The organism is Roseibium sp. ROS1 (genome assembly GCF_054658215.1).
Map to the genome: position 1 here is coordinate 1,414,293 of NZ_BAAGIG010000002.1, position 23,458 is coordinate 1,437,750.

At 56.7% G+C, this 23,458-nt stretch carries 16 protein-coding genes and 1 tRNA gene; 4 read left to right on the plus strand and 13 right to left on the minus strand.

Annotated features, from left to right (window positions below; all coding sequences use genetic code 11):
- Positions 1 to 200: 200 nt before the first annotated feature.
- Together mfd and ACYQ6M_RS14540 are read right to left on the minus strand one after the other, a co-directional pair.
- Entirely contained in the window at positions 201 to 3,686 is a 3,486-nt protein-coding gene (gene mfd / locus ACYQ6M_RS14535) for a transcription-repair coupling factor (protein WP_460074435.1), read from the minus strand.
- A gap of 17 nt (positions 3,687 to 3,703) precedes the next feature.
- Entirely contained in the window at positions 3,704 to 4,021 is a 318-nt protein-coding gene (locus ACYQ6M_RS14540) for an FAD assembly factor SdhE (protein WP_077292816.1), read from the minus strand.
- Positions 4,022 to 4,252: 231 nt separating this feature from the next.
- Here ACYQ6M_RS14540 and recG point away from each other — a divergent pair, with 231 nt between their 5' ends.
- On the plus strand, positions 4,253 to 6,355 hold the full coding sequence (gene recG / locus ACYQ6M_RS14545; protein ID WP_168692998.1) for an ATP-dependent DNA helicase RecG: 2,103 nt from the start codon (positions 4,253 to 4,255) through the stop codon (positions 6,353 to 6,355).
- A gap of 143 nt (positions 6,356 to 6,498) precedes the next feature.
- On the opposite strand, the gene ACYQ6M_RS14550 is transcribed toward recG, so the two are convergent.
- On the minus strand, positions 6,499 to 7,236 hold the full coding sequence (locus ACYQ6M_RS14550; RefSeq protein WP_055654395.1) for a DUF502 domain-containing protein: 738 nt from the start codon (positions 7,234 to 7,236) through the stop codon (positions 6,499 to 6,501).
- Positions 7,237 to 7,358: 122 nt separating this feature from the next.
- Between ACYQ6M_RS14550 and ACYQ6M_RS14555 the strand changes: the two genes are divergently transcribed.
- Positions 7,359 to 7,778: a YbaN family protein gene (locus ACYQ6M_RS14555; RefSeq protein WP_062488708.1), complete on the plus strand. Its 420-nt coding sequence runs from the start codon at positions 7,359 to 7,361 to the stop codon at positions 7,776 to 7,778.
- A 9-nt stretch (positions 7,779 to 7,787) separates the two neighbouring features.
- Here ACYQ6M_RS14555 and ACYQ6M_RS14560 read toward each other — a convergent pair whose 3' ends face one another.
- The 3 genes from ACYQ6M_RS14560 to glmU all read right to left on the minus strand — a co-directional run bounded on the left by ACYQ6M_RS14560 (position 7,788) and on the right by glmU (position 11,531).
- A complete protein-coding gene (locus ACYQ6M_RS14560) occupies positions 7,788 to 8,228 on the minus strand; it encodes a GNAT family acetyltransferase (RefSeq protein ID WP_168686800.1) in 441 nt (146 codons plus the stop codon).
- 3 nt (positions 8,229 to 8,231) lie between these two features.
- A complete protein-coding gene (glmS, locus tag ACYQ6M_RS14565) occupies positions 8,232 to 10,058 on the minus strand; it encodes a glutamine--fructose-6-phosphate transaminase (isomerizing) (protein WP_062488706.1) in 1,827 nt (608 codons plus the stop codon).
- Between the two features lie 117 nt (positions 10,059 to 10,175).
- Entirely contained in the window at positions 10,176 to 11,531 is a 1,356-nt protein-coding gene (gene glmU, locus ACYQ6M_RS14570) for a bifunctional UDP-N-acetylglucosamine diphosphorylase/glucosamine-1-phosphate N-acetyltransferase GlmU (protein ID WP_460074436.1), read from the minus strand.
- Between the two features lie 284 nt (positions 11,532 to 11,815).
- On the opposite strand from glmU, the gene ACYQ6M_RS14575 reads away from it, so the two are divergent.
- A complete protein-coding gene (locus tag ACYQ6M_RS14575) occupies positions 11,816 to 12,979 on the plus strand; it encodes a hypothetical protein (RefSeq protein ID WP_460074438.1) in 1,164 nt (387 codons plus the stop codon).
- 70 nt (positions 12,980 to 13,049) lie between these two features.
- Here ACYQ6M_RS14575 and ACYQ6M_RS14580 read toward each other — a convergent pair whose 3' ends face one another.
- The 3 genes from ACYQ6M_RS14580 to ACYQ6M_RS14590 form a co-directional block, all read right to left on the minus strand.
- A complete protein-coding gene (locus ACYQ6M_RS14580) occupies positions 13,050 to 13,790 on the minus strand; it encodes a cytochrome c biogenesis CcdA family protein (protein WP_022998556.1) in 741 nt (246 codons plus the stop codon).
- A 126-nt stretch (positions 13,791 to 13,916) separates the two neighbouring features.
- Entirely contained in the window at positions 13,917 to 14,933 is a 1,017-nt protein-coding gene (locus ACYQ6M_RS14585; RefSeq protein ID WP_460074639.1) for a TAXI family TRAP transporter solute-binding subunit, read from the minus strand.
- 395 nt (positions 14,934 to 15,328) lie between these two features.
- Positions 15,329 to 15,622, minus strand: a complete 294-nt coding sequence (locus ACYQ6M_RS14590) for a hypothetical protein (protein WP_031268452.1) — start codon at positions 15,620 to 15,622, stop codon at positions 15,329 to 15,331.
- Between the two features lie 371 nt (positions 15,623 to 15,993).
- On the opposite strand from ACYQ6M_RS14590, the gene ACYQ6M_RS14595 reads away from it, so the two are divergent.
- Positions 15,994 to 16,069, plus strand: a tRNA-Lys gene (locus ACYQ6M_RS14595).
- 238 nt (positions 16,070 to 16,307) lie between these two features.
- Here the strand turns inward: ACYQ6M_RS14595 and ACYQ6M_RS14600 are convergent.
- From ACYQ6M_RS14600 to ACYQ6M_RS14615, 4 genes are all read right to left on the minus strand, one after another.
- A complete protein-coding gene (locus ACYQ6M_RS14600; protein WP_077292810.1) occupies positions 16,308 to 19,463 on the minus strand; it encodes an efflux RND transporter permease subunit in 3,156 nt (1,051 codons plus the stop codon).
- Complete coding sequence (locus tag ACYQ6M_RS14605; protein WP_208984171.1) at positions 19,464 to 20,624, minus strand: efflux RND transporter periplasmic adaptor subunit; 1,161 nt, start codon at positions 20,622 to 20,624, stop codon at positions 19,464 to 19,466. It lies immediately after the preceding gene.
- A 295-nt stretch (positions 20,625 to 20,919) separates the two neighbouring features.
- Complete coding sequence (locus ACYQ6M_RS14610) at positions 20,920 to 21,747, minus strand: VOC family protein (RefSeq protein WP_075283165.1); 828 nt, start codon at positions 21,745 to 21,747, stop codon at positions 20,920 to 20,922.
- Between the two features lie 28 nt (positions 21,748 to 21,775).
- On the minus strand, positions 21,776 to 23,404 hold the full coding sequence (locus ACYQ6M_RS14615) for a CTP synthase (protein WP_022998550.1): 1,629 nt from the start codon (positions 23,402 to 23,404) through the stop codon (positions 21,776 to 21,778).
- Between the last annotated feature and the right edge of the window lie 54 nt (positions 23,405 to 23,458).

Genomic DNA, 23,458 nt, shown 5'->3' on the forward strand with positions numbered 1-23,458 from the left:
GCGGCCCCTTCAATTGGTTCAAGCGTTGTTACAGAAAAACACTGTAAAACAGGAAGTTACTCTGGCTTGGGGCCACCAGTTCGTCCATCGCGAACTCCTCGACCCTCCGGATAACCACACTTTCAATGCGATTTTGGGCTGGCCCCTGCTCGGGTCCGCGCCCTCGTTCCACACGTCTGAGCGAGCCGGCGAACTCTGCCTCAGGCGGCCGCCAGGCGCGCCAGCTTGGTCAGCACCGTTGCGGTCCCTTTCAAACGTGCGTCGGTTTTATCCCAATCGCGCGTCAGCACCACCTTCTGATCCGGTCGGATCTTCGCAAGGACACCCTGCTCGGCAATGTAGGAAACCAGACCGGCCGGATTGGAGAATTCGCTATTGCGGAACGTGATGACGATCCCTTTCGGCCCGGCATCGACCTTCTCGACATTGGCCTTGCGGCAAAGCCCCTTGATGAAGACAATCTTTAGGAGATGCTGCACTTCTTCCGGCAACGGTCCAAACCGGTCGATCAGTTCCGCGCCGAAGGAATCGATTTCCTCCGCCTCGGTGACATCGCCCAAACGGCGGTAAAGCTGCAGACGCAGTTGCAGGTCGGCGACGTAGTTTTCCGGGATAAGCACAGGCGTGCCGATGTTGATTTGCGGTGACCACTGCTCGTCGCCAAAATCCGCGCCACCATCCTTGAGCTGGGCAACCGCCTCTTCCAGCATCTGCTGATACAGTTCAAATCCGACTTCCTTGATATGCCCGGACTGCTCCTCGCCAAGCAGGTTCCCTGCCCCGCGAATGTCGAGATCGTGGCTTGCCAGCTGGAAGCCTGCCCCTAACGTTTCGAGAGACTGAAGGACTTTCAATCGGCGCTCGGCAGTCGCCGTCAACGTCTTGTTCGCAGGAACCGTAAAGAGCGCGTAGGCGCGGGTCTTGGACCGGCCGACACGGCCGCGCAGCTGGTAGAGCTGTGCAAGGCCGAACATATCCGCCCGGTGTACGATCAACGTGTTCGCGGTCGGAATATCCAGCCCGGATTCCACGATCGTTGTCGACAGCAGGACGTTGTACTTGCCCTCATAGAAGGCGTTCATGACGTCTTCCAGTTCCCCCGGAGGCATCTGGCCGTGGGCAACCGCCACTTTCAGTTCAGGCACCTGATTTTCAAGGAACTCGAGGCGCTCTGCGATGTCGGCAAGGCGCGGACAGACATAGAAGCTCTGCCCGCCTCTGTAATGCTCGCGCAGAAGGGCTTCTCGAACCACCAACGGATCGAACGGCGAAACGAACGTGCGCACTGCCAGTCGGTCCACAGGCGGCGTTGCGATCAGCGACAGTTCGCGTACCCCGGTCAGCGCAAGCTGCAAGGTCCGCGGGATCGGTGTGGCCGATAGCGTCAACACGTGAACGTCCGATTTCAGCTCCTTCAGCCGCTCCTTGTGCTTGACCCCGAAATGCTGCTCCTCGTCGATGATAAGCAGGCCGAGATCCCGGAATTCGATGGACTTGCCCAGCAAAGCATGGGTGCCGACGACAATATCGACTGAACCGTCCGTGATGCCTTTCTTGGTCAGGCTCAGTTGTTTGGTGGGCACCAGGCGGGATGCATGGGCTACGTTGATCGGCAGACCATGAAAGCGCTCGGAGAAGGTCTTGAAGTGCTGACGGGCCAAAAGGGTCGTAGGTACCACCACCGCAACCTGGCGCCCGGACATGGCGGCAATGAAAGCTGCACGAAGTGCCACTTCCGTCTTGCCGAACCCAACGTCGCCGCAAACCAGCCGATCCATCGGCCTCCCTGATGACAGATCGTCGAAAACCGCATCGATCGCCGTAAGCTGATCGTCTGTTTCCTCGTAGGGGAATCGCGTCGCGAACTCGTCGTAGACGCCTTCCGGTGTTTCCACCACCGGCGCAGTCTTGAGAGCGCGTTGAGCTGCTGTCTTGATCAGGCCGTCGGCGATTTCCAGAATGCGCTTCTTGAGCTTGGCCTTTCGTGCCTGCCAGGCACCACCACCGAGCTTGTCGAGCTGGGCTTCCTGGTCTTCCGAGCCATAGCGGGACAGAAGCTCGATGTTTTCGACCGGAAGATAGAGTTTGTCGCCTCCGGCATATTGAAGTTCCAGGCAGTCATGCGGCGCGCCGACTGCTTCGATCGTTTTCAGACCGATGAACCTACCGATACCGTGGTCCACGTGAACGACGAGATCGCCTTCCGAAAGGCCCGTCGCTTCGGTAATGACGTTGGCGCCCTTGGACTTGCGCCGCGACTTGCGAACCAGCCTGTCGCCGAGAATGTCCTGCTCGCCGATGAAGACGACGTCATTGAGCTCAAAGCCATGCTCGATGCCCAGTACACACAGCGCGGTTGTCTTGGCGGGAAGGCCCTCGATGTCCTTCAGCGTGTCCGCATTCTTGACCGCTCCAAGACCATGGTCTTCAAGAATCTGGCCGAGACGGTCGCGCGAACCTTCTGACCAGCAGGCAATCACCGTGCGTTTGCCTTGCTTTTGCAGTTGGCGCACGTGAGTTGTCAGCGCGTCAAAAATGTTGATGTCGCCCGCTGCCCTTTCGGCAGCAAAACTCCGGCCCTGACGCCCACCCAGTTCGACAATCGTCTTGCCGCTGCCTGGCGGCGGCGTAAAGGGATCAAGTGCGGCGCTTGCGCGGTCGGCGACAGCTGCACGCCATTCCTCTTCGGTGACATAGAGACTGGCCGGTTCCACCGGCATGTAAGGCACCGTTCCGGCGCTTGTCCCCATTTCGCGCGCTTCCTGACGTGCGCGGTAGTATTCCGTGACCTGGTCAACGCGTTCGCGGACTGCGTCACTCATGCTGGTGTCCAGAACGACAGGCGTATCGCCGATGTAATCGAACAGACTTTCCAGTCGGTCGTGGAACAGTGGCAGCCAATGCTCCATGCCTGCGTATCGGCGACCGTCACTGATCGACTGATAGAGCACGTCTTCTCGGCTGGCTGCGCCAAAATTGGCAAGATAGGAACGACGGAAGCGGGAGATGGCTTCCTCGGACAATACGACCTCGCTCATCGGAACCAGGTCAAGGCGTTTCAGCTGTTTGGAGGTTCTCTGTGTTTCCGCGTTGAATGAGCGGATCGATTCAAGGGTATCGCCGAAGAAATCGAGCCGCACGGGCTCCTCCGCTCCAGGCGCGAAGAGATCGACAATACCGCCTCGAACAGCATATTCACCGGTTTCACGAACGGTCGGAGTTCGCGAAAAACCGTTCATCTCCAGCCATGTGGAGATCGCTCCCATGTCGACCCGGTTACCCGGTGCCATGGAGAAGGTCTGGTCGGCCATGAAAGAGCGCTCGGGGACACGCTGAAGTGCCGCGTTGAGCGTTGTCATCAGTACGGTTTTCTTGCCATCCGTCATGCCTCGCGCAAGTTGGCCGAGCGCCAGCAAGCGGCGTGCACTGATCGCAGAATTGGGCGAAACGCGGTCGTATGGCAGGCAATCCCAGGCGGGCAACTGCAGGATTTCGACCTCTGGATCGAAGAACTGAAGTGCTTCGCTGACCATGGCCATGCGCGTGGCGTCGCGAGCGACAAATACCAGGGCAAGGCCCTGCGCCCGGGTTTCGGCGAGCAGCCTTGCAAGAGCGTAGCTTTCGGCCCCATCCGGAACGCCGGCAAGCGTCACGTTGGCCTGATCCTTCAGCAGGCTGTCAAACACAGCTGGCGTCCTTGTTGTTATCTGCCGAACCCGGCCGGACCGGCGGCTTCATGATAGGCAATGATGCGGCGGTAAAGCGGACCGTCCCACTCCTGCGGCAAGGGCTTGCGACCTGTCATCCAGGCGTACAGATCTTGGTCATGCGCTGTCAGCAGGTGCTCGAGTTCGAGGAGTTCTTCTTCCGTAAGGCTGTCGATCTTGGCATCCGCAAATCCCCCCAACAGCAGATCCATTTCCTTCATGCCCCGATGCCAGCACCGAAACAGTATTTTCTTGCGCCGGGAATCCCGTTCGCCACCATTTGTATCGACGTGTGCGCCGGACATTTCGGACATGAGAAACAGACCTATGAGAAGCTGACCGGCCTTTAGGCAAAGGCAGTATTGTTTTCGCCGATATCGGCCGGACGAGTGATTTCGTGTCGGTTATATAGCGCCAGAGAACGAGCTTGTCAGCGCCCAGTTCACAGAATGTTCTATTTGTTGCGCAGCGCTCCGCCTTCGTGGCAGAACAGGGGTTCCTGATACCGAATGCCCTGCCGTCTCTCGAAGGTTTACACGCCGAACATGCGCCCGCCGGTCCTCGATCCCCTGTTTGCCCCGGTTTCGACTTTGCCCGGAATCGGACCAAAGATCGAAAAGCTGGTGTCCGGCCTCGTCGGCAGCCAGCCGGACCGTGACGCTACCGTTGCTGATCTGCTCTTTCATATTCCTCATAGCCTTATAGACCGGCGGCACCGCCCGGGCATCGCCTATTCGGAAAATGGCGACATCGTCACACTGGATGTCACCATCGGCCGGCACATGGCGCCCCCCCGGCATTCGAAAGCACCTTACCGGATCAACGCCTACGACGAGACAGGCCAGATCACCTTTGTCTTCTTTCACCCGCGCCATGACTGGCTGGAGAAAACTTTTCCCGAAGGCGAACGAAGAATCGTGTCAGGCAAGGTCGAATGGTTCAACGAGCGCCCTCAGATGGTGCACCCGGACTATTCGCTGAAACCTGAGGAAGCGGAAGAAATGCCGGCGATCGAACCGGTCTATCCGTTAACCGCCGGTTTGAGCTCCAAAACCCTGCAAAAGGCTGTGCGGGCGGCTGTCGACCGTGTGCCTCACCTCCCGGAATGGCTGAATGACGCCCATCTTCACCAGACTGGCTGGCCGGACTTTGCAGAAGCCTTGAAGACACTGCATGCACCGCATGAACGCAACGACATCGACCCCGCCTCCCCCTTCATGCAGCGGCTTGCCTATGACGAGCTGCTCGCCAGCCAGTTGGCTCTTGCCATGGTGCGGGCACACATGCGTACGCTTGGCGGAATATCGCGAAGCCCCAAAGGGGAACTGCAAAAAGCGGTGATAGCGTCACTGCCGTTTCAATTGACCGGCAGTCAGGCAAAAGCGATCGAAGAAATCAATGAAGACCTCGCCAAGCCGGTGCGCATGTTGCGACTTCTGCAAGGCGATGTCGGCGCCGGCAAGACCGTTGTTGCGCTTGCCGCCCTGGCACAGGTGATAGAAACCGGTGCGCAAGGAGCCCTGATGGCCCCGACGGAAATTCTCGCCCGCCAGCACTACGCCTCGATGTTGCCGCTGTGCGAAAAAGCAGGCATTCGCCTTGCCCTGATGACCGGAAAGGACAGCCAGAAGGAACGTCGCCTTCGACAGGAGCAGTTGGACGCAGGTGAGATCGACCTCGTGGTCGGCACCCACGCCCTTTTCCAGGGAACCGTGACCTTTCGCAATCTGGCCATGGTCGTCGTAGACGAGCAGCATCGCTTCGGTGTGCATCAACGGCTCGCCCTCTCGGCCAAGGGCAACGGCGTCGATGTTCTGGTCATGACCGCCACTCCTATTCCGAGAACGCTTGTGCTGACAGGCTTTGGCGACATGGACGTGTCGCGCCTGACGGACAAACCCGCGGGCCGCAAGCCCATCACCACCGTTTCGGTGTCACTGGACCGCCTGGACGAGATCATTGGCCGGGTTGGTGCAGCGGTCGCCGACGGACAGAAGGTTTATTGGGTATGTCCACTGGTCGAAGAATCCGAAAAGATCGACCTGGCCGCCGTTGAGGAGCGTCACCGGGTTCTGGAACATGCTCTTCGGCAACGCGTCTCACTGGTCCATGGCCGCATGAACGCCGACGAAAAGGATGCCGCAATGGCAGACTTCAAGTCCGGCGCAACCAAGGTGCTGGTGGCAACAACCGTTATTGAAGTCGGCGTCGATGTGCCCGATGCCACCATAATCGTGATCGAACACGCCGAACGTTTTGGCCTCGCGCAATTGCACCAGCTGCGAGGCCGTGTCGGACGCGGTGACAAGCCTTCGTCCTGCGTCCTTCTTTACAAGGGACCGCTTGGAGAAACGGCTGGCGCGCGCCTCAACATCATGCGCCAGACCAACGATGGTTTCCTGATCGCGGAAGAAGATCTGAAGCTTCGCGGCGGTGGTGAAATTCTCGGCACCCGACAATCCGGCACGCCAGGTTTTCGTATCGCACGCGCCGACGAACACGCCGATCTGATGGAAGTTGCACGCGACGACGCGAGACTTATCCTTGAACTGGATCCGGATCTGAAAACCAAACGCGGCGAAGCTCTGCGGTGTCTTTTGTATCTGTTCGGCCGCGATGCCGCGATCAGGCTCCTCAGGGCCGGCTGACAAGTTCGAACAGCAGCGAGTCAATTCCCAGGTGTCGGCACGACTACACCAGCAGCCATTTGAGCCAATCGTACGTAAGTCGGCAAGGACGCCTGACGACGTAGGGCAAAGTGAATAATGGATTACATTGGTTGCTAACGCACTCAGGCGTCTTCAGAGCTTCTCACCCGCTCCAGCTGCGCCGGATCGACAATATCGTCTGCGAGAATTTCCGGATATTTCGGATTGACCAGACCAGCCGAGATCACGAGCTTTGCGGCATCTTCGACACTCATGTCCAGTTCGATCACATCTTCCTTCGGAACAAACAGCAAGAAACCCGATGTCGGGTTCGGCGTGGTCGGCAGGAACACGGAAAGTGTATCGGCCTTGTCCTTGAGCCGGCGCTCCACTTCGCCCTTGGTGTCGGTGGAGATGAACACAATCGCCCAGAGGCCTCTACGCGGATATTCAATCAGTGCAGCTGTGGTAAAGCTGCTTCCACGCTGATCAAGCACTGTCTCAAAAATCTGCTTCAAGCCACTGTAAATGTTACGAACGAGCGGCATGCGACCGACGATTTTTTCGCCAACCGAGATAAGACTACGCCCAAGGAAGTTTGCTGCAAGAAAGCCGACGACCGTGAGGACAAAAACTGCAACAATGAGCCCGAAACCGGGTATCGGAAACGGCAGGTAGGTGTCCGGATTGTAGATCTTGGGTACAAACGGCTTGACCCAGCCGTCCACCCATTTGATGAAGGTCCAGGTCAACCACAGGGTAATGCCGATCGGGCCGGCGATGACCAGCCCTGTCAGGAAGTAGTTGCGAAGACGTGTTGCCGCACCCGGCCGATGGCCTATCTTGTGCGCGTCTTCTGCTTTATGTTTGTGTCGGCTCATGGGTTAAACCCGAAACTTCCCTGTGTGTGCTCGTCTTTTCAACTGACCCGCAATTAGATAAGCATCTTTATCGCAGTGCGGTATCCTTCGCTTGATTTATTTTTCAGCGATGTATTCAAATTATGCCGGATTTGGAGGCAGTGTTGCGGCGGACCACGTTCAAACTTCTGGGAACCGGATGTGTCGGCCTCGGGATTGTCGGTGCGTTCCTTCCCATTCTGCCGAGCACGATCTTCTTCATCCTCGCCGCTGCCTGTTTTGCCAGATCCTCTCCCGCACTTGAGGCGCGCATCCTCAACCACCCTATCTTCGGGCCGCCAGTGATTGCCTGGCGCGAACATGGCGCGATCCCGCCGAAGGCAAAGATCTTCGCCATTTCCGGAATGACCTTCGGATATTGCGTCTTCTATCTTTCAGCCCATCCTGACCTGTGGCTTGCCATAGGTGTCGGACTGTTCATGATCGGCTGCGCAGCCTACGTCCTGTCTCGTCCATCGGGCCCGGGCAACACCCCTCCCGACGGTTGCAAGGATCCGTCATAGGTCGACGGGCTAAATGTCTGGAATAAGCCGTTTCCCAAGGGAAACAGCGCTTTCTTCCGCATATCCGAGTTGTTCGTAAAACCGCAGAACCTTGTCGTTGTCCTGACGTACCATAAGGTTGATCTTCGGACAGCCCTTCGCAACCAGGAATGCCTCGCAGCGGCTCATCAGCATTTTCCCAAGGCCCGCCGTCTGGCATTCGGGATCGACTGAAAGATAGTTGATCGAGCCGCGGTGGCCGTCATACCCGGCCATGACGGACCCGATAAGCCTGTCCCCGCGCAGAAGCACGAAGAAGGCTCCGTTTTCGTCGGTCTGCTTGCGGTCGATGTCCTTGTCCGGATCATTCCAGGGGCGCGTCAGGCCACATTTCTCCCAGAGCGCAATGACGTCGGCCCTGTACCGCTCCTCAAAGGGCAAAACCCGGTCTTGCGTGCTTGTGCTGTCCATGGACTATTCAACCGTCACCGATTTGGCCAGGTTCCTCGGCTGATCGACATCGGTGCCCATGAAGACAGCCGTGTGGTAGGCAATGAGCTGAACAGGCAACGCGTAGATGATCGGCGCAACGATATCCGACATGTCCGGCAGAATGACGGTATTTTCGGCCGCATTGCCGCACTCCGACGCACCGCGCTCGTCTGTGATGAGCACGATCCGTCCGCCGCGCGCGGCCACTTCCTGCATGTTGGAAACGGTTTTCTCGTAAATCGCGTCAAAGGGCGCGATCACGAAAACCGGCATGTTTTCATCGATGAGGGCTATAGGACCGTGCTTGAGTTCCCCGGCAGCGTAGCCTTCTGCGTGGATGTAGGAGAGCTCCTTGAGCTTCAGCGCGCCTTCCAGTGCAAGCGGGAAATTGGTTGCCCGGCCGAGGTAAAGTGCATTGCTTGCCTTGGAGAGCGGATGCGCCAGTTTCTCGATATCGCTTTCACGGGCCAGGGCCTTGAGAGCGAGGCTCGGCACTTCGATCAATTCCGCGACAAGCTCCTGCTCCCGCTCCGGCGTCAGCACGCCGCGCTCCCGTCCGGCCTGCAGGGCAAGACCGGCGAGCACCGCAAGCTGACACGTGAAGGCCTTTGTCGAGGCAACGCCGATTTCAGGTCCGGCAATTGTCTGGAAAACCCTGTCGGCTTCCCGGGCTATCGTGCTTTCCGGAACATTGACGATCGCGCCGATCGTGGCACCATTCGTCTTGCAGTAGCGCAGTGAGGCGAGCGTGTCTGCAGTTTCGCCAGACTGGGAAATGACCAGCGCCGTGTCCTTGTCGCTCACCGGTGTTTCGCGATAGCGGAACTCGCTGGCGATATCGATCTCCACGGGAAGACGGGCGTATTTCTCGAACCAGTATTTGGACACCAGACCGGCAAGATACGCTGTCCCGCAGGCCGTGATGATCAGACGCGACAGGTCCTTGAACTTGAGTTGGTCAGCCCCTTCCACGCGGGCCCGCTTGGTCGTGTAATCGAAATAGCGTGACAGCGTATGGCCCAGCACTTCCGGCTGCTCGTGGATTTCCTTGGCCATGAAATGCTTGTAGTTGCCTTTGTCCATAAGACTGGAGGTGACAGACGACCTTGCTTCCGGGCGCGTGACAGGCTGGTTCGCCTGATCGAAAATCTCAACACCTGCCCTAGTGATGACAGCCCAATCGCCCTCATCAAGATAGGTAATCCGGTCGGTAAACGGCGACAGGGCGATGGCATCGGACCCGAAGAACATTTCCCCGTCTCCATGCCCGACAGCAAGCGGCGATCCTTTGCGGGCACCGATAAGAAGATCTTCCTCACCGGAAAACAGCATCGCCAATGCAAAAGCACCCTTCAGGCGCGGCAGAACCTGTGCAACAGCATCGCGAGGAGAAAGTCCCTTGGCCATCGCCAGATTGACCAGATGGGCCACGACTTCTGTGTCGGTTTCGGTATCCAGCACGGCACCGGCAGCGACGATTTCCTCTCGCAGTTCCAGATAGTTTTCGATGATACCATTATGAACGACGGCAACCGAGCCGGCCTGGTGCGGGTGGGCATTGGCAACAGTTGGTGCACCGTGTGTTGCCCACCGTGTGTGACCGATCCCGGAGATGCCTGTCAGGGGCGACTTTTCGAGAACAGCTTCAAGATTGCGCAGCTTGCCTTCCGCCCTGCGGCGCACGATGGCACCATCCACCAATGTGGCAACGCCAGCAGAATCATAGCCCCGGTATTCCAGCCGCTTCAGCGAATCCACGATCCGCGGCGCCGCATCAACCGTTCCCAACACGCCAACAATGCCACACATGCAAAAAGCCCTTTAAAAATGGATCCAACGGACCGCACTGCTTTAGACGACAGCGCCTGCCAACCAGAAATCAATCCCTGTTTCATTAAATGACAAGGGTCGAGAATTGTATGAAAGTCAGGATTTGGTTTCCTTGGCAGCCTTCAGCCGCTCCCGCAGCTGTTTTGCCTTGCCTTCCTTGACGATCTGCCGAGCGCGGCCAAATGCCATGGAATCCTGGTCCACATCATCGGTGATCACGCTTCCGGCAGCGACAAAAGATCCACTGCCAAGGCTGACCGGTGCCACCAGCGTGGAATTGGAACCGACAAAACTGCCCGCTCCAATCTCTGTCCGGTGTTTCAGGTAGCCGTCGTAATTGCAGGTAATCGTGCCAGCACCAATGTTCGACTTCGAACCGACACTTGCATCGCCGATGTAACTGAGATGATTGGCCTTGGCACCGTCTTCGAAGGTCGTGTTTTTGACTTCGACAAAGTTACCGACACGGGTGTCGGCCCCCAGAACCGCGCCGAGCCGCAGACGGGCATAGGGGCCAACAGCGCTATTTCTGCCAACGGATGCTCCCTCAAGGTGACTGAAGGCGCGGATCCTTGCTCCCCTTGCGACCCTTACCCCCGGGGCGAAGACGACATTCTGCTCTACGACCACATCAGATTCCAGAACGGTATCATGCGAGAAATAAACCGTGTGCGGCGCAAGCAATGTGCAGCCGTTTTCCAAAGCGAAATTACGCATACGAACCTGGAAATCCTCTTCACAGGCAGCCAGCTGGGCACGTGTATTGATGCCTTGCGTTTCGACTTCCGAGCCGGAAACCGCAACAACCTTCAAGCCCCTGCTGTTGGCGATTTCAACCGCGTCCGTCAGGTAAAATTCGCTTTTGGCATTGGCATTGCCAATCGCATCCAACAAAGAGAGAGCATGCTGCCCCGAGAAACCCATGATGCCGGAATTGCAGAACGTGATCCTCCGTTCTGCTTCCGAGGCGTCCTTTTCTTCCCGAATGGCAACCAGTTGCCCGTTATCGGTCAGCAACCGGCCATAGCCGAATGGTTGTTGGGTTTCGAACCCAAGCACTGCCAGATCTGCACCATCCGACAAGGCCCGTCGAACTTTGCCTATCGTGTCTGCCGTCACCAGTGGAGTGTCGCCGAACAGGATCAGGACATCGTCCGAAGGCGAGGCCAGCGCAGAACGGGCGGCAAGCGCCGCGTGAGCCGTACCCAGCCTCTCGTGCTGGACATGACAGTGCGCTTCCGGTGCAAGGTTTTGAACCAGCTTTTCAAGCTCGGGCATATCTGGGCCGGTTACGACGGAAATTCGGTCAGAGCCAGCCTGTTTCAGGGCCTTTACCACATGCCCGACCAACGGCAGTCCGCCGATCTCATGCATCACCTTTGGCAGGTTGGATTTCATCCGGGTGCCGAGTCCGGCGGCCAGAACAATCGAAAGGCAAGAACGGGAAGTCATCAAAGGTCCACTGTCAATTTTTCGGGCATCACCCACACAAGTCGGCCTCTATATGCCCCGATCCACAGAACATTGAAAGATCTGACTTCCTGAGTGCTTCGGTTTGCTTTTCATTAACCATAATGCGCACCTGATGAGGTATCTTCTTTGAGATTCGGTTTCAGGCTCGGAAAGCAGGACTTTTGGCAAAACGGAAGGCACAAAAATCTGTTCGGGACGTTGTCCGGGATACGTTCACGCCTTCGCGTGTCGGCCTGCTTTCCTGGGCATTTGCGGCCGTTTGCATGGGAACTGTCGGCCTTGCTTCCTATCAGTTCAGCAACGCCCACGGCCAGTTCACACCGAAGTTCGATTTCCCGACGGGAATAACTCTGCCCCCGATCGGAAGCGTGGGTTCAACTGCCTCCATCACGTCACCTTCCGCCAGAGGAGTGCCAGTAGAAGTCATGCAGTTGCCGGAAGATAGTGATCACGCCCCCCTTCCCGGTCTGGACCAGAGCCAGATCGCTGTGCTGCAAAAAGAAATCGTCGGGTTGCGTCGACGCCTTAGCGCACTTGCCGAACAAAATATTGCGTATTCGCGCCGCATCGCTGCACTGGAGAAGGAAGCTGCTTTTTCCAGGCTCTCTGAAATGGGAAATACCGACAGAGACAGCGGCGAACCAGTGGAACCGAGCCCGGGCATCGTCCGCACCGAGGTGACGGAAAAACTGGAAAAACCACTTCCCGTCCCCGTAGCGTCGCCTAAAGCAAAACGCGATGCTTCAAAGCTGAACCAGACGACTTCTGCGGCACCAGATCAGGCGGACACCAAGAAACAGGTTGCAACGCCGGCCCTTGATGTTCCCAAGGCGCCCCCCCGGATGGTCAGCATCGATTCCGGAACCGCTCCAGTCGACGCGCCTACCCGAAGTTTCAATCCTGCCGAACCGGTCCGGATAGTCGACCTGCCAAGGGTAGATCTGCCCGCGCCAGGTGGCGAACCCCAAGCGACAGGTTCAATCCCCTTGGCTGTTGAAGACAATACGCCTTCTACACCGCCCTCGCCGGAGCCGTTCGACGCAACACCTACCCAGACGACAAGTCGACCTGCGGTTATCACGCCTTCCAGTCCCGCCGGACGGCTTCGCGGTGGCGGTGACAGCAAACTGAAGCGAAGCGATTTCGGAGCGATTATCGGTCACTACAGCTCAACTGCTGCAGCAGCAAAAGCATGGGCCGATTTCAAGAATCAAAATGCGGAACGCATGCGTGACCTTCGCCCGCTCCTGATGGAACGAAATACGCCTCAAGGCGGTATTGCCTTGATGGTCGGACCGTTTGCCAATGCGGCGGACGCTGCCGTTGCGTGTCTTCACCTGTTGGATGTGACTGAGCTCTGTCACCCGGCCCTGTTCGCGGGTGACCCGCTCGTGACTGCGGCGGAATTTCGCGACACGGCGTTTTAAGGCAACCTAATCTCGTTAGATTTCAGTCGGTTGATGCAATGCGCCAAGACGAAGAACTTTGGCGCTGCGTTTACCCGATGGTCTGCAGCGCGGGGAACGTTTCCAGGAGCCAATAAGACAAGACCGCCATCTGCCCGGTCAGGAACATGACCCCGGTCAATACGAGAACGCCGCCCATGGTCTTTTCAACGACACCCATGTGCTTGCGGAACCGCCGCATGAACTTGAGAAACGGCGAAGCGAAAAGCGCGGCAATCAGGAACGGGATACCGAGGCCGAGTGCATAGGCGCTCAAGAGCAAGGCACCCTGCCCAACCGTTTCTTTTCCGCCAGCGACAAACAGAATGGCAGCCAGTATTGGGCCGACACAAGGTGTCCAGCCAAAGCCGAAGGCAAGGCCGATGACATAGGCGCCAAGCGGACCCGCAGGCTTTTTCTCCACGTGAACACGCGCTTCCTTGTAAAGCAGGCCTATGCGGAACACGCCAAGGAAATGCAGGCCCATAACGATGATCGCGGCGCCGGCGATATAGCTCAGGTAATCGAGATAGGCGCGAATGAACTGGCCAAGAAAACTGGCAGTCGCCCCCAGCAAAACGAACACGGTTGAAAAACCAAGCACAAAGAACAGGGCACTCAGAAACACCCGACGCGATGCAGCCGTGCTGTCTTCTGCTTCACCTGATAGTTGCTCCAGCGAAACGCCCGCAAGGAACCCCAGGTAAGGTGGCACCAAAGGCAGGACGCAAGGCGAGACAAAAGATAGGACACCGGCAAGCGCGGCACCTATGATGGTGACTTCCTGGATCATTCGACATTCCGGTTGTTCGGGCAGCCCACCGGCAATCCGGCGAGGCTCGGAGCGACCTTATTAGCCGCTTCCCCGCTTTGACCAAAGACACAAGGTGCTCACCATTTGGAGAGCTGTGAACACCGGTCAGTTTGCCTTGGCCGGTGCAGTTGCGGGCACTAGGCCTTTTTCCTGGAAATAGGTCAATGCGCCAGGATGTAGCGGCGCCGGCATGCCGTAGGCAACCAGGTCATTTTCGGTCAGGCGGCCAAGTGCGGGATGCAGACGTTTGAAACTGTCGAAATTTTCGAAAACCGCTTCTACGAGTGTTGTCACGATCGGTTCCGGCATGCGCGCAGACGTTACGAAGGTCGCGACAACGCCGAAGGAATCCACTGGCTGCGAAAGACCATAAAGGCCCGCAGGGATGTCGGCCGGCATGTAATAGGGAACTTCTGTCAAAAGCTCGTCAACCGCCTTGCCATCGATACCAATCAGACGAATATCGCAACGAGCCTGAGTTTCCTCGATCAACGCAGCCGGATGACCTATCAATTCGAAATAGGCATCAATTCTGCCTGAACAAAGAGCTTCAGACAGCTCCGATATCTTGAGCTCTTCAAGATCTTCCTGATCACTCTGCGTCCAGCCAAGGCCGCTGATCAGTGCGTTCCAGGAAGCTGCAGACCCCGATCCCTTGCTGCCGATATTTATCTTTGCCTCTTTCAAATCATCGAAGACCCGATAAGAAGATTCGTCTCGAACGACGATCGTTGCGACTTCGGCATGAAGTGAAAAGATAGAGCGTAGCTCGTCAAACGGCCCGACCTCTTCAAAGGCAGAGGTCCCGAGAAAAGCGTGATGCTGCCAGTCGGACTGCACATAACCAAAATCGATTTCACCGGAACGAATCTTTTCGATATTGGCAATTGACCCCAGCGTGGTTTCGACTGAGCAACGAACGCCGTGGTCGGCGCGTGTCATGTTGACGATCTTGCAAGTCGCCCCGCCGGACGGATAGTAGACGCCGGTAACGCCGCCGGTGCCAATCGTAATGAAATGCTGTTCATCCGCACGCACGCCAGCGATTGCACCGCTCATAACCAACAATCCCGCGCCCAGAAGTGCGGTAAGACGGCTGCATGCGGTATTGGAACCGGACAACTGGCGCGTAAAGCACTGCGCTGCTACGAGGGTCTCTTGAGACTTTGCCAAATGTTCCGCCCTTCTGCCGCCGACAAATATGGCGGTATCCTTCAACAACTCGGCTACACACCGACTGCAACAACCCAGCATCAGGCGCTGCAGCGCGACTCCTGCACATCTGGCTGCCGAGGCACCCGCAAGATTACGCAATGTCGAAGGGATAGCAAAGGCGACGCGTCAACACCAGTTCGGGACGATCGGTTCAATCACAAGTTACCGAGCCCATGACCGGACCGATAGCACAAACAGTTTGAAAAAATTTCTGATCAGAACAAATTTAGATTGAACAAATGCTACGGACGAGAATATGCCACGGTCCCCAACCCCTTGGACCGGCCATACTCCAGACAGCGTCAGTTGTTTCGCCCTCCCCGGATTACCTCAAAGAGCTTCCCCTTTAGCTCTTCTTCAGCATCACCGTCGCGAAGGCCCTGCCGCCACTGGTCAAGGATGAGACGCAAGCCGAGCGTTTCCCGGCTATGCGGTAGGTCTCCGATAAACGACGCGAAAAACAGGTCGAGCCGTTCCCGGTCGATCAAACCCTGGTCGATCAATCCGTGAATCAGCGTCATCGTCGCCGCGATGTGCCCTTTCACGAAATCGAACTCGACGGAGCTCGTGTGGGTGTCGATTGTCGTTGTGTGCATGTAACCTCTCATGTGCCTGATAACGTTACCTCACATAGCTTTATTGCGCTACCTGACAGTTTTCGCAGGAGAATGATCGTTATTTTCTTAGAAGCGAAAATTAGCAACTAGAGTTAAAAAGAGTAAAATCTACTGTACTTGATAATACTATCAATCGAAGGACCGTTGTTGCTAATAACATGTGCGAGAATTCACCATTTCCCGAATTTGGTTGTGTGTTTTCAACAGTGACCACTGAACAACGCTGTTTTTTGCTACCCTGTTGAAAAAATCGATTTTGCCTCTTGCATTGTCCTCAAGGTCGGCCTAAACACACGCCACCAACGCGGTGGCGCTGCAACAACGCACTGAACCGCTTCGGAAATTGGTGAGAGCCGATAGCTCAGCTGGTAGAGCAACTGACTTTTAATCAGTAGGTCCAGGGTTCGAACCCCTGTCGGCTCACCAATATTTCCAAAACCTTAGCCTTAAAAATTTTAAGCTTGTAGTATCCACCGCTTGCGCGTCGCACGGTGGACGAGATCTGTGTTTTCACTATCCAAGTTCGCGATCCCGAGACCTGAGAACTTGCTGGCATTTGACCTAAAAGCAAAGCCGGACAACCCATCTGGATCGCCCGGCCAAACTAACCTTAAGTAAGATTCAAACAACGCAAAACCGTTTGCCTATTGAAAATTTTCTCACGTCAGGACGCAACAGGCTCCTGTTCCGTCTGGGTTTTTCCTTTTCCGCCAAACCAGCTTTTGACGGTTTCACGCATGGTCTGCATGTTCACATAAAGAATCGGGATCATGAGAATGCCGATGCAGGTCGCAAACAGCATGCCACCGAACACCGCGAAGCCAATGGCCTTCTGACTGGCCGCACCAGCACTTGATGCGGTCATCAAAGGCACGACACCCAGCAAGAACGACAAGGCCGTCATCATGACCGCCCTGAACCGAAGATGAGCCGCTTCTACTGCTGCATCCTTGATCGACTTGCCATCGGCCCTCTGCTCCATTGCAAACTCCACGATGAGAATGGCATTCTTGGCGCCCATTCCGACAAGCATGATCATGCCAATCTGTGTGTAGAGGTTGACATCCCCCCCAGTCGCAAAGACCGCAACAAGCGCCCCGAGGATTGCAAAGGACACCGACATCAAGATCGCAATCGGCATCGTCCAACTCTCATACTGAGCGACCAGGAAGAGATACGTGAACAAGATTGACAAAAGCAGGATGAATAGAACGATCTGCCCCGATCCGAGCTGCTGCAGCGCTGTACCTGTCCACTCGAGAGAATACCCGTCCGGAAGAGCTTCAGCCCCCGCGGCATTGACTTCGTTGATGACCACACCTGTTGAGGCTCCAGGTGCCGGATCAGCCATCACGGCAGCGGCACGGAACATGTTGTAGCGGGTCAGGATCTGCGGACCGAGGACATTCTGTGTCGTCAAAATGCTGCGCATGGGCACCATCGTCCCGTCGCTCGACCGCACATAAAGTGCACCGATATCCTCCACCCGATCGCGGAACTTGCCTTCCGCCTGGATCATCACCTTGTAGACCCGGCCGAAGATGTTGAAGTCGTTGATATAGTACGAGCCCAGATAAGCCTGCAGTGTCGTGAAGACATCCGACACATTGATGCCGAGCGTTTTGGCCTTTTCACGATCAAGATCGATAAAGACCTGAGGCACATTGGCCCGGAAAGTCGAGTAGGCTCGCCCAACTTCGGCACTCTGGTTGGCAGAATAAATCATCGAGCCAAGTGCCGATGACAAATCCTGCGGCGAACCTCCACCAGTTTGTTGCAGCATCACCTGAACACCGCCGGTCGTGCCAAGGCCCGGAATCGGCGGGGGGTTGAAGGCAATGATATTCGCGCCAGGAATAGTCGAAAATTCCGCCCAGAACTTTGCAAGGATCGCGTCAATGCGAAGGTCGGGTGCCTGACGGTCTTCCCAGTTCTTCATGGTCGCAATCACCAGCGCCGCATTCGAGGACGTTGCGCCGTTGAGGATTGAGTAGCCGTTGACAATGACGACGTCTTCCACACCCGGCGTTTTGGAGGTCAGGTCAACCACCTGCTTGGTAACGTTCTCCGTCCGTTGCAACGACGCTCCATCGGGAAGCTGAACGTCGACCATCAGGTAGCCCTGGTCTTCCGAAGGCAGAAAGCCCTGAGGCAGTGATCCGCCGAGTGTCACGATCAAGGCGACCGCCCCGGCAACAACGGCAAGCCCTATCACGGCGAAGCGAACAAGGCGGCGAATAATACCGGTATATCCGTTGCGTACCGAGGTTATGCCACGGTCGAACAGCCCCATGATGCCGCGCGGCGGGCCAGAACGGGCTTTCAGGATCAGGCCACAGAGAGCCGGAGACAGCGTCAGCGCGTTGATTGAGGAAATCAACACAGAGACCGAGATGGTGACTGCGAACTGGGAATAGAGACGGCCCGTAATGCCTGGCATGAAGATAGTCGGAACGAACACCGCCAGCAGCACCAGCGTCGTGGCAATCACCGGACTGGTGATCTGTTCCATCGCTTTCGTCGTGGCTTCTTTCGGCGACAAGCCTTCGTCGGCAATGATGCGTTCCACGTTTTCCACGACGACGATGGCATCATCCACAACGATACCAATAGCCAGCACCAGTGCGAACAGCGAAATCGTGTTGAGCGTCATGCCAAGTGCCAGCAGCACGGCAAACGTGCCGATAAGCGACACTGGAATGGCAACAGTCGGAATGATTGTCGCTCGCCAGTTCCCGAGGAAGATGAACACCACCGAGACCACCAGAAGGAAGGTCAGGAAAAGTGTGGTGATGACGTCGTTGAGAGAAGCCTGAACGAAATCCGTGGTGTTGAAGGGTACGCCGTACTGCATGTCCGGCGGAAAATTCTTGGCCAGTTCATCCAGGCGAGCCAGCACGTTTTCCGATACCTGAAGCGCGTTTGCGCCTGGTGCCTGATAGATTGCCAGAACCGTGGAAGGCTTGCCGTTGTATTCGCCGGAGGCGTTGTAAACCTGTGCGCCAAGTTCGACGCGGGCAACATCGCCAATCGTTACGACCGCGCCGTCTGCACCGGTCCGCAGAACGATCTGCTCAAATTCTTCCGGTGAGGCCAGACGGCCCTTTGCCTTGATCGTGTACTGAAACTGCTGTCCGTCCGGAACCGGAGGCGCGCCGATCTGACCGGCAGCCACCTGAATGTTCTGGTCACGTACGGCGGTGATGAAATCCGTCGGCGTCATGCCCAGGCTGGTCAACCTGTCCGGATCAAGCCAGATGCGCATGCCGTAGGAAAAGTCGGTCATGACGTCTGCCAGACCAACCCCAGGCACACGGGCAAGTGCATCCTTCAGGTTGATCGAGGCATAGTTTGACAGGAAGACCGGATCGTAACTGCCGTTTGGCGAAAACAGTGTAATGACCAGCAACATGTTCGTGCTGGCTTTTTGCACTGTCACACCGTTGTTGGTCACATCGCTTGGCAGCTGGCTGTTGGCCTGACTGACCCGGTTCTGCGTGTTGACCGTGGCAATGTCCGGGTCTGTTCCGACAGCGAAGGTAACGTTGAGCGAATAGTTGCCGCTGTCGTTACTGGTCGACTGCATGTAGATCATGTCGTCGACGCCGTTGACCTGCCCTTCGATTGGGGCGGCAACAGTTTCTTCCAGCACTTCGGCATTGGCACCGGTATAGGTCGCCGTAACATTTACGACCGGCGGGGTGATATTCGGAAACTGTTCAACCGGAAGCGACAGATACCCAAGCACACCGGCAATAGTGATAACAATGGAAATGACCAGCGCGAATTTCGGCCGGTAGATAAAAAAGCGTGAAAACATTTAGCTTTTCTCCGCCGGCTTGGAAGCAAGTACCGGGTTCACGACAACGCCGGGGCGCACTTTCTGCAACCCTTCGATGATGACCTCGTCACCTTCCTTCAGGCCTTTAGAGACGACGAAATCCGTGCCTTCCTGCTGACCCAGTGTCACGTAGCGCTGTTCGACCTTCTTGTCCGACGTGATTGCCAGTGCAAACGCACCTTCCTGGTCCCTTTGAATGGCAGCCTGCGGCACAACCAGCGCCGTTTCCGTTTTCGGCGCTTCGAGAACCACCGTCACATAGGTTCCGGAAATCAGGCGGATGTCCTTGTTATCGAATTGTCCGCGGAAGGAGATGGTGCCTGTCGCCGTATCGACCTGATTGTCGATGAAGACGATTTTGCCCTTTTCATTATAGTCCTGCCCGTTTGGCAGAACCAGTTTCAGGTCTGGAGACTCATCCGGCTGGATATCGGCAGGGTTTATCCCGTGTGTCTTGACCGCGTTGAGGTACTGCGCCTCGCTGACGGAAAAATTGACATAGACAGGAGCAAGGCTGATCAAGCTGGCCAGTGAATTCGTCGTGGGTCCGACCACCTCGCCAACGCTGTAGGTGGTCTTGCCGAGCTGGCCGTCGAAAGGTGCCGAAATGTCGGTGTAGCTGAGGTTGAGTTCCGCCTCCTGCAGAGACGATTGCGCTGCCTCCACAGAGGCTTCCGCCTGTTGCTTTTGCGCCAAGGTCGCTTCGTAAGCAGCCTCGGAGAGATGCCCCTTGTCTCGGAGGTCCCTGTCACGCTTCTCGTCAGCAGCCTTAAGTGCAGCGTCTGCCTTTGCGCTTGCAAGATCCGCCTTGGCCTTTGTCAGTGCGGCCTGATACTGCGCTTTTTCAATCGTGAACAACAGGTCGTTTTTCTTGACGACGGAGCCGTCCGGCACAGCTTTCTCTTCCAGGAAACCTTTGACGCGAGCCATGAGATCGACCTGGTCGATTGCAGCGACTTGCCCGACAAAACGTGCGCTTTGGCGAATATCCTGGGACGCAATCTTCGCAACGGTCACCGATGGTGGCGGCGCTGCCGGAGCGGCCTTTTGCGAGTCGTCAGAGCACGCGGCCAAGAGCGCCGAGGTTGCAGCAACGAGTGCAAAATTGCGAGGGAAAGAGGCAAAAGGCAAAAAAGTCATTCGGGAACTCCGCAGTCCGACCATCAGGTCAAGGCGCATAATTTGGGGTTCACTATAAAAGGACTGGTTGATTCAACAAGTGAATAGTGCCCTTGCCGTGTGGTCTTGGCGGGAAAAATTCCTTAACGTTTTCAAAGTCACGTATACATTGCCCGACACGGCAATCACGAAACACACCTAATGGTTTGTGCGTCGGCAAATTTTCTGAATGCGATAAAGTGCAGCAAATCCTGCCAGAGAGCCGTGGGCGGAACACGTCTCCCGGCTAAGCCTTCTCAAAAAGAATGTATTTCATTTACGAGACAACTGGCGACAGGATCAGCGTGAGCCCGTTGAGCTGGCCTGCTGGCACTATCTTGCGCTCATCCAGGCCTTTGCAGCCGATTTCCAGAGCAACAATCTGCGGCAGGGAACCGGCGATTTGCGCAGCTGCATCAGTGCCGACCAGTGACGCATACGCAGATGGCGTTAGCACGGATATTGTTCCACGAGCAGTCTTGATCTCCAGACCCAGACTGGTGGCGCGCATTTCGCGTTGGCCCGTGAACCCACCCAGAAACTCGTGATGATCCGAGGGATCGCCGGCAACGAGATAGACTGTCTTTATCGTTGACGCGCCGTTGGCATGATCCTGAAAGGCTTCTTTCCAGAAATTTTCGGGAAATCGATTCCTGCAGGTGAAATAGCCGATCTCCGGTGCAAGTGCATCACTGACAAATGTCAGGTCGAAGGCAACTTGCACCTTGCCGCCATCCGCCAGATTGGCGGTGCGCTCGAAGGAAAACGGCTCGTAGAGTTTCAGTCCAGCCTTGCTGAAATCGTCCCTGTCCTTCGCAGGATCGGAACTGTCCAGCACCAGCATGCTGGCCCCTTCGTGCCGGGACAGAAAATCTCGGTTGAAAGCTCCGAACGAGAAAACCTCTTCAGAAGCCTCGAAAATGAGATCCCGATCGGCAACGCTCAACAACTCGACGAAAAAACCGTCGAGCTGAACCAAACGGTTGGCCGTTCCCCAGGAATGGCGATTTTCGGGGGTAACCGTGAAACCGAGGTCGGCCCACGCCTGGCCCGCGGCCTCCAGATCCCTCACCGCTACAACGACGTGATCGAGCCCGCGCACCATTATCTTGTCCCCTTCCCGCCTTGGGCGATCAGACCAGACGGCCCTGATGGATCGCTGCGCTTATGAAGGATGCAAACAGCGGATGCGGATCGAAAGGACGGGACTTCAGTTCCGGATGGTACTGAACACCGACGAACCAGGGATGATCCGCGATTTCGACCGTTTCCGGCAAAACACCGTCTGGCGATGTCCCGGCGAAAATCAGTCCGCATTTCTCGAGTTCATCGCGGTAGCCGATGTTGACTTCATACCGGTGGCGATGACGCTCCGAAATGCTGGTCGTTCCATAAATTTCAGCAATCTTGGAACCGGTCTTGAGCGCAGCAGGATAGGCTCCAAGGCGCATCGTACCGCCCAGATCGCCTTCGGCGTCGCGCACTTCCTTGCGGTTGCCCTTCGTCCACTCGGTCATCAGGCCGACAACAGGTTCCTTCGCCGGACCAAATTCGGTGGAATTGGCTTCGGCGATCCCGGCGAGATTACGCGCCGCTTCCAGAACCGCCATCTGCATGCCGAAGCAAATTCCGAAATACGGGATCTTGCGCGTCCGGGCGAAGTGTGCCGCAGCAATCTTGCCCTCGGCACCCCGTTCCCCAAAACCACCGGGAACCAGAATTCCGTGAACACCTTCCAGATAAGGGCTCGGGTCTTCCTTCTCGAAGGTCTCCGATTCGATCCATTCAAGGTTCACCTTGACCCGGTTGGCGATACCGCCATGGACCAATGCTTCGATCAGCGACTTGTAGGCATCCTTCAGAACGGTGTACTTGCCGACAATCGCGATCTTGACCTCGCCTTCCGGATTGGCAACCGCCTCGGAAATGCCGTTCCAGCGATCGAGCACCGGTGCAGGCGCCCCCTTGATGCCGAAAGCAGCCAGAACTTCGTCGTCCAGCCCTTCCTTGTGGTAGGCGACCGGCACGTCGTAGATCGACTTGACGTCATAGGCCGGAATGACCGCGCTCTCGCGCACGTTACAGAATAGCGACAGCTTCCGTTTTTCCGTTTCCGGGATCGGGCGATCACAACGGATCATCAGGATATCCGGCTGAATACCGATGGACCGCAGTTCCTTTACAGAGTGCTGCGTCGGTTTGGTCTTCATTTCACCGGCGCTCGGGATGTAGGGCATCAGGGTCAGATGCACATAGACGACGTCGCCTCGCGGAAGATCGTTGCCAAGCTGGCGGATCGCCTCGAAGAACGGCAGGCCTTCAATATCGCCCACAGTTCCGCCGATCTCGACGAGAACAAAATCGTAGTCCTCGTTGCCGGTCAGAACGAAGTTCTTGATCGCATCAGTCACGTGCGGAATGACCTGGACGGTTCCGCCCAGATAATCGCCGCGCCGCTCCTTGGCGATGATGTCCTGATAGATCCGCCCGGTGGTGATGTTGTCCTGCTGGTTCGCAGGACGACCGGTGAACCGTTCGTAGTGGCCGAGATCGAGGTCTGTTTCCGCACCATCGTCGGTCACAAAGCATTCGCCATGCTGATACGGGCTCATGGTGCCCGGATCGACGTTCAGGTAGGGATCGAGTTTGCGGAGACGGACCTTGTAACCGCGAGCCTGGAGCAATGCGCCCAGTGCTGCAGAAGCAAGACCTTTTCCAAGCGAGGAGACCACGCCGCCAGTGATGAAAATATATCGCGCCATGGACCAATACCATATCCTTGCCGAGGGCGCCTTGGCCACTCGGGAGTTGCGTTC

What these genes read in the sequence shown, in the direction of transcription:
- recG (WP_168692998.1), top strand. Translation starts at nt 4,253, where the DNA reads ATGCGCCCGCCGGTCCTCGATCCCCTGTTTGCCCCGGTTTCGACTTTG.
- ACYQ6M_RS14600 (WP_077292810.1), bottom strand. Translation starts at nt 19,463, where the DNA reads ATGTTTTCACGCTTTTTTATCTACCGGCCGAAATTCGCGCTGGTCATT.
- ACYQ6M_RS14615 (WP_022998550.1), bottom strand. Translation starts at nt 23,404, where the DNA reads ATGGCGCGATATATTTTCATCACTGGCGGCGTGGTCTCCTCGCTTGGA.
- ACYQ6M_RS14610 (WP_075283165.1), bottom strand. Translation starts at nt 21,747, where the DNA reads ATGGTGCGCGGGCTCGATCACGTCGTTGTAGCGGTGAGGGATCTGGAG.
- ACYQ6M_RS14605 (WP_208984171.1), bottom strand. Translation starts at nt 20,624, where the DNA reads ATGACTTTTTTGCCTTTTGCCTCTTTCCCTCGCAATTTTGCACTCGTT.
- ACYQ6M_RS14550 (WP_055654395.1), bottom strand. Translation starts at nt 7,236, where the DNA reads ATGAGCCGACACAAACATAAAGCAGAAGACGCGCACAAGATAGGCCAT.
- ACYQ6M_RS14580 (WP_022998556.1), bottom strand. Translation starts at nt 13,790, where the DNA reads ATGATCCAGGAAGTCACCATCATAGGTGCCGCGCTTGCCGGTGTCCTA.
- glmU (WP_460074436.1), bottom strand. Translation starts at nt 11,531, where the DNA reads ATGACTTCCCGTTCTTGCCTTTCGATTGTTCTGGCCGCCGGACTCGGC.
- glmS (WP_062488706.1), bottom strand. Translation starts at nt 10,058, where the DNA reads ATGTGTGGCATTGTTGGCGTGTTGGGAACGGTTGATGCGGCGCCGCGG.
- ACYQ6M_RS14590 (WP_031268452.1), bottom strand. Translation starts at nt 15,622, where the DNA reads ATGCACACAACGACAATCGACACCCACACGAGCTCCGTCGAGTTCGAT.
- ACYQ6M_RS14555 (WP_062488708.1), top strand. Translation starts at nt 7,359, where the DNA reads ATGCCGGATTTGGAGGCAGTGTTGCGGCGGACCACGTTCAAACTTCTG.
- ACYQ6M_RS14560 (WP_168686800.1), bottom strand. Translation starts at nt 8,228, where the DNA reads ATGGACAGCACAAGCACGCAAGACCGGGTTTTGCCCTTTGAGGAGCGG.
- ACYQ6M_RS14575 (WP_460074438.1), top strand. Translation starts at nt 11,816, where the DNA reads ATGGGAACTGTCGGCCTTGCTTCCTATCAGTTCAGCAACGCCCACGGC.
- ACYQ6M_RS14540 (WP_077292816.1), bottom strand. Translation starts at nt 4,021, where the DNA reads ATGTCCGAAATGTCCGGCGCACACGTCGATACAAATGGTGGCGAACGG.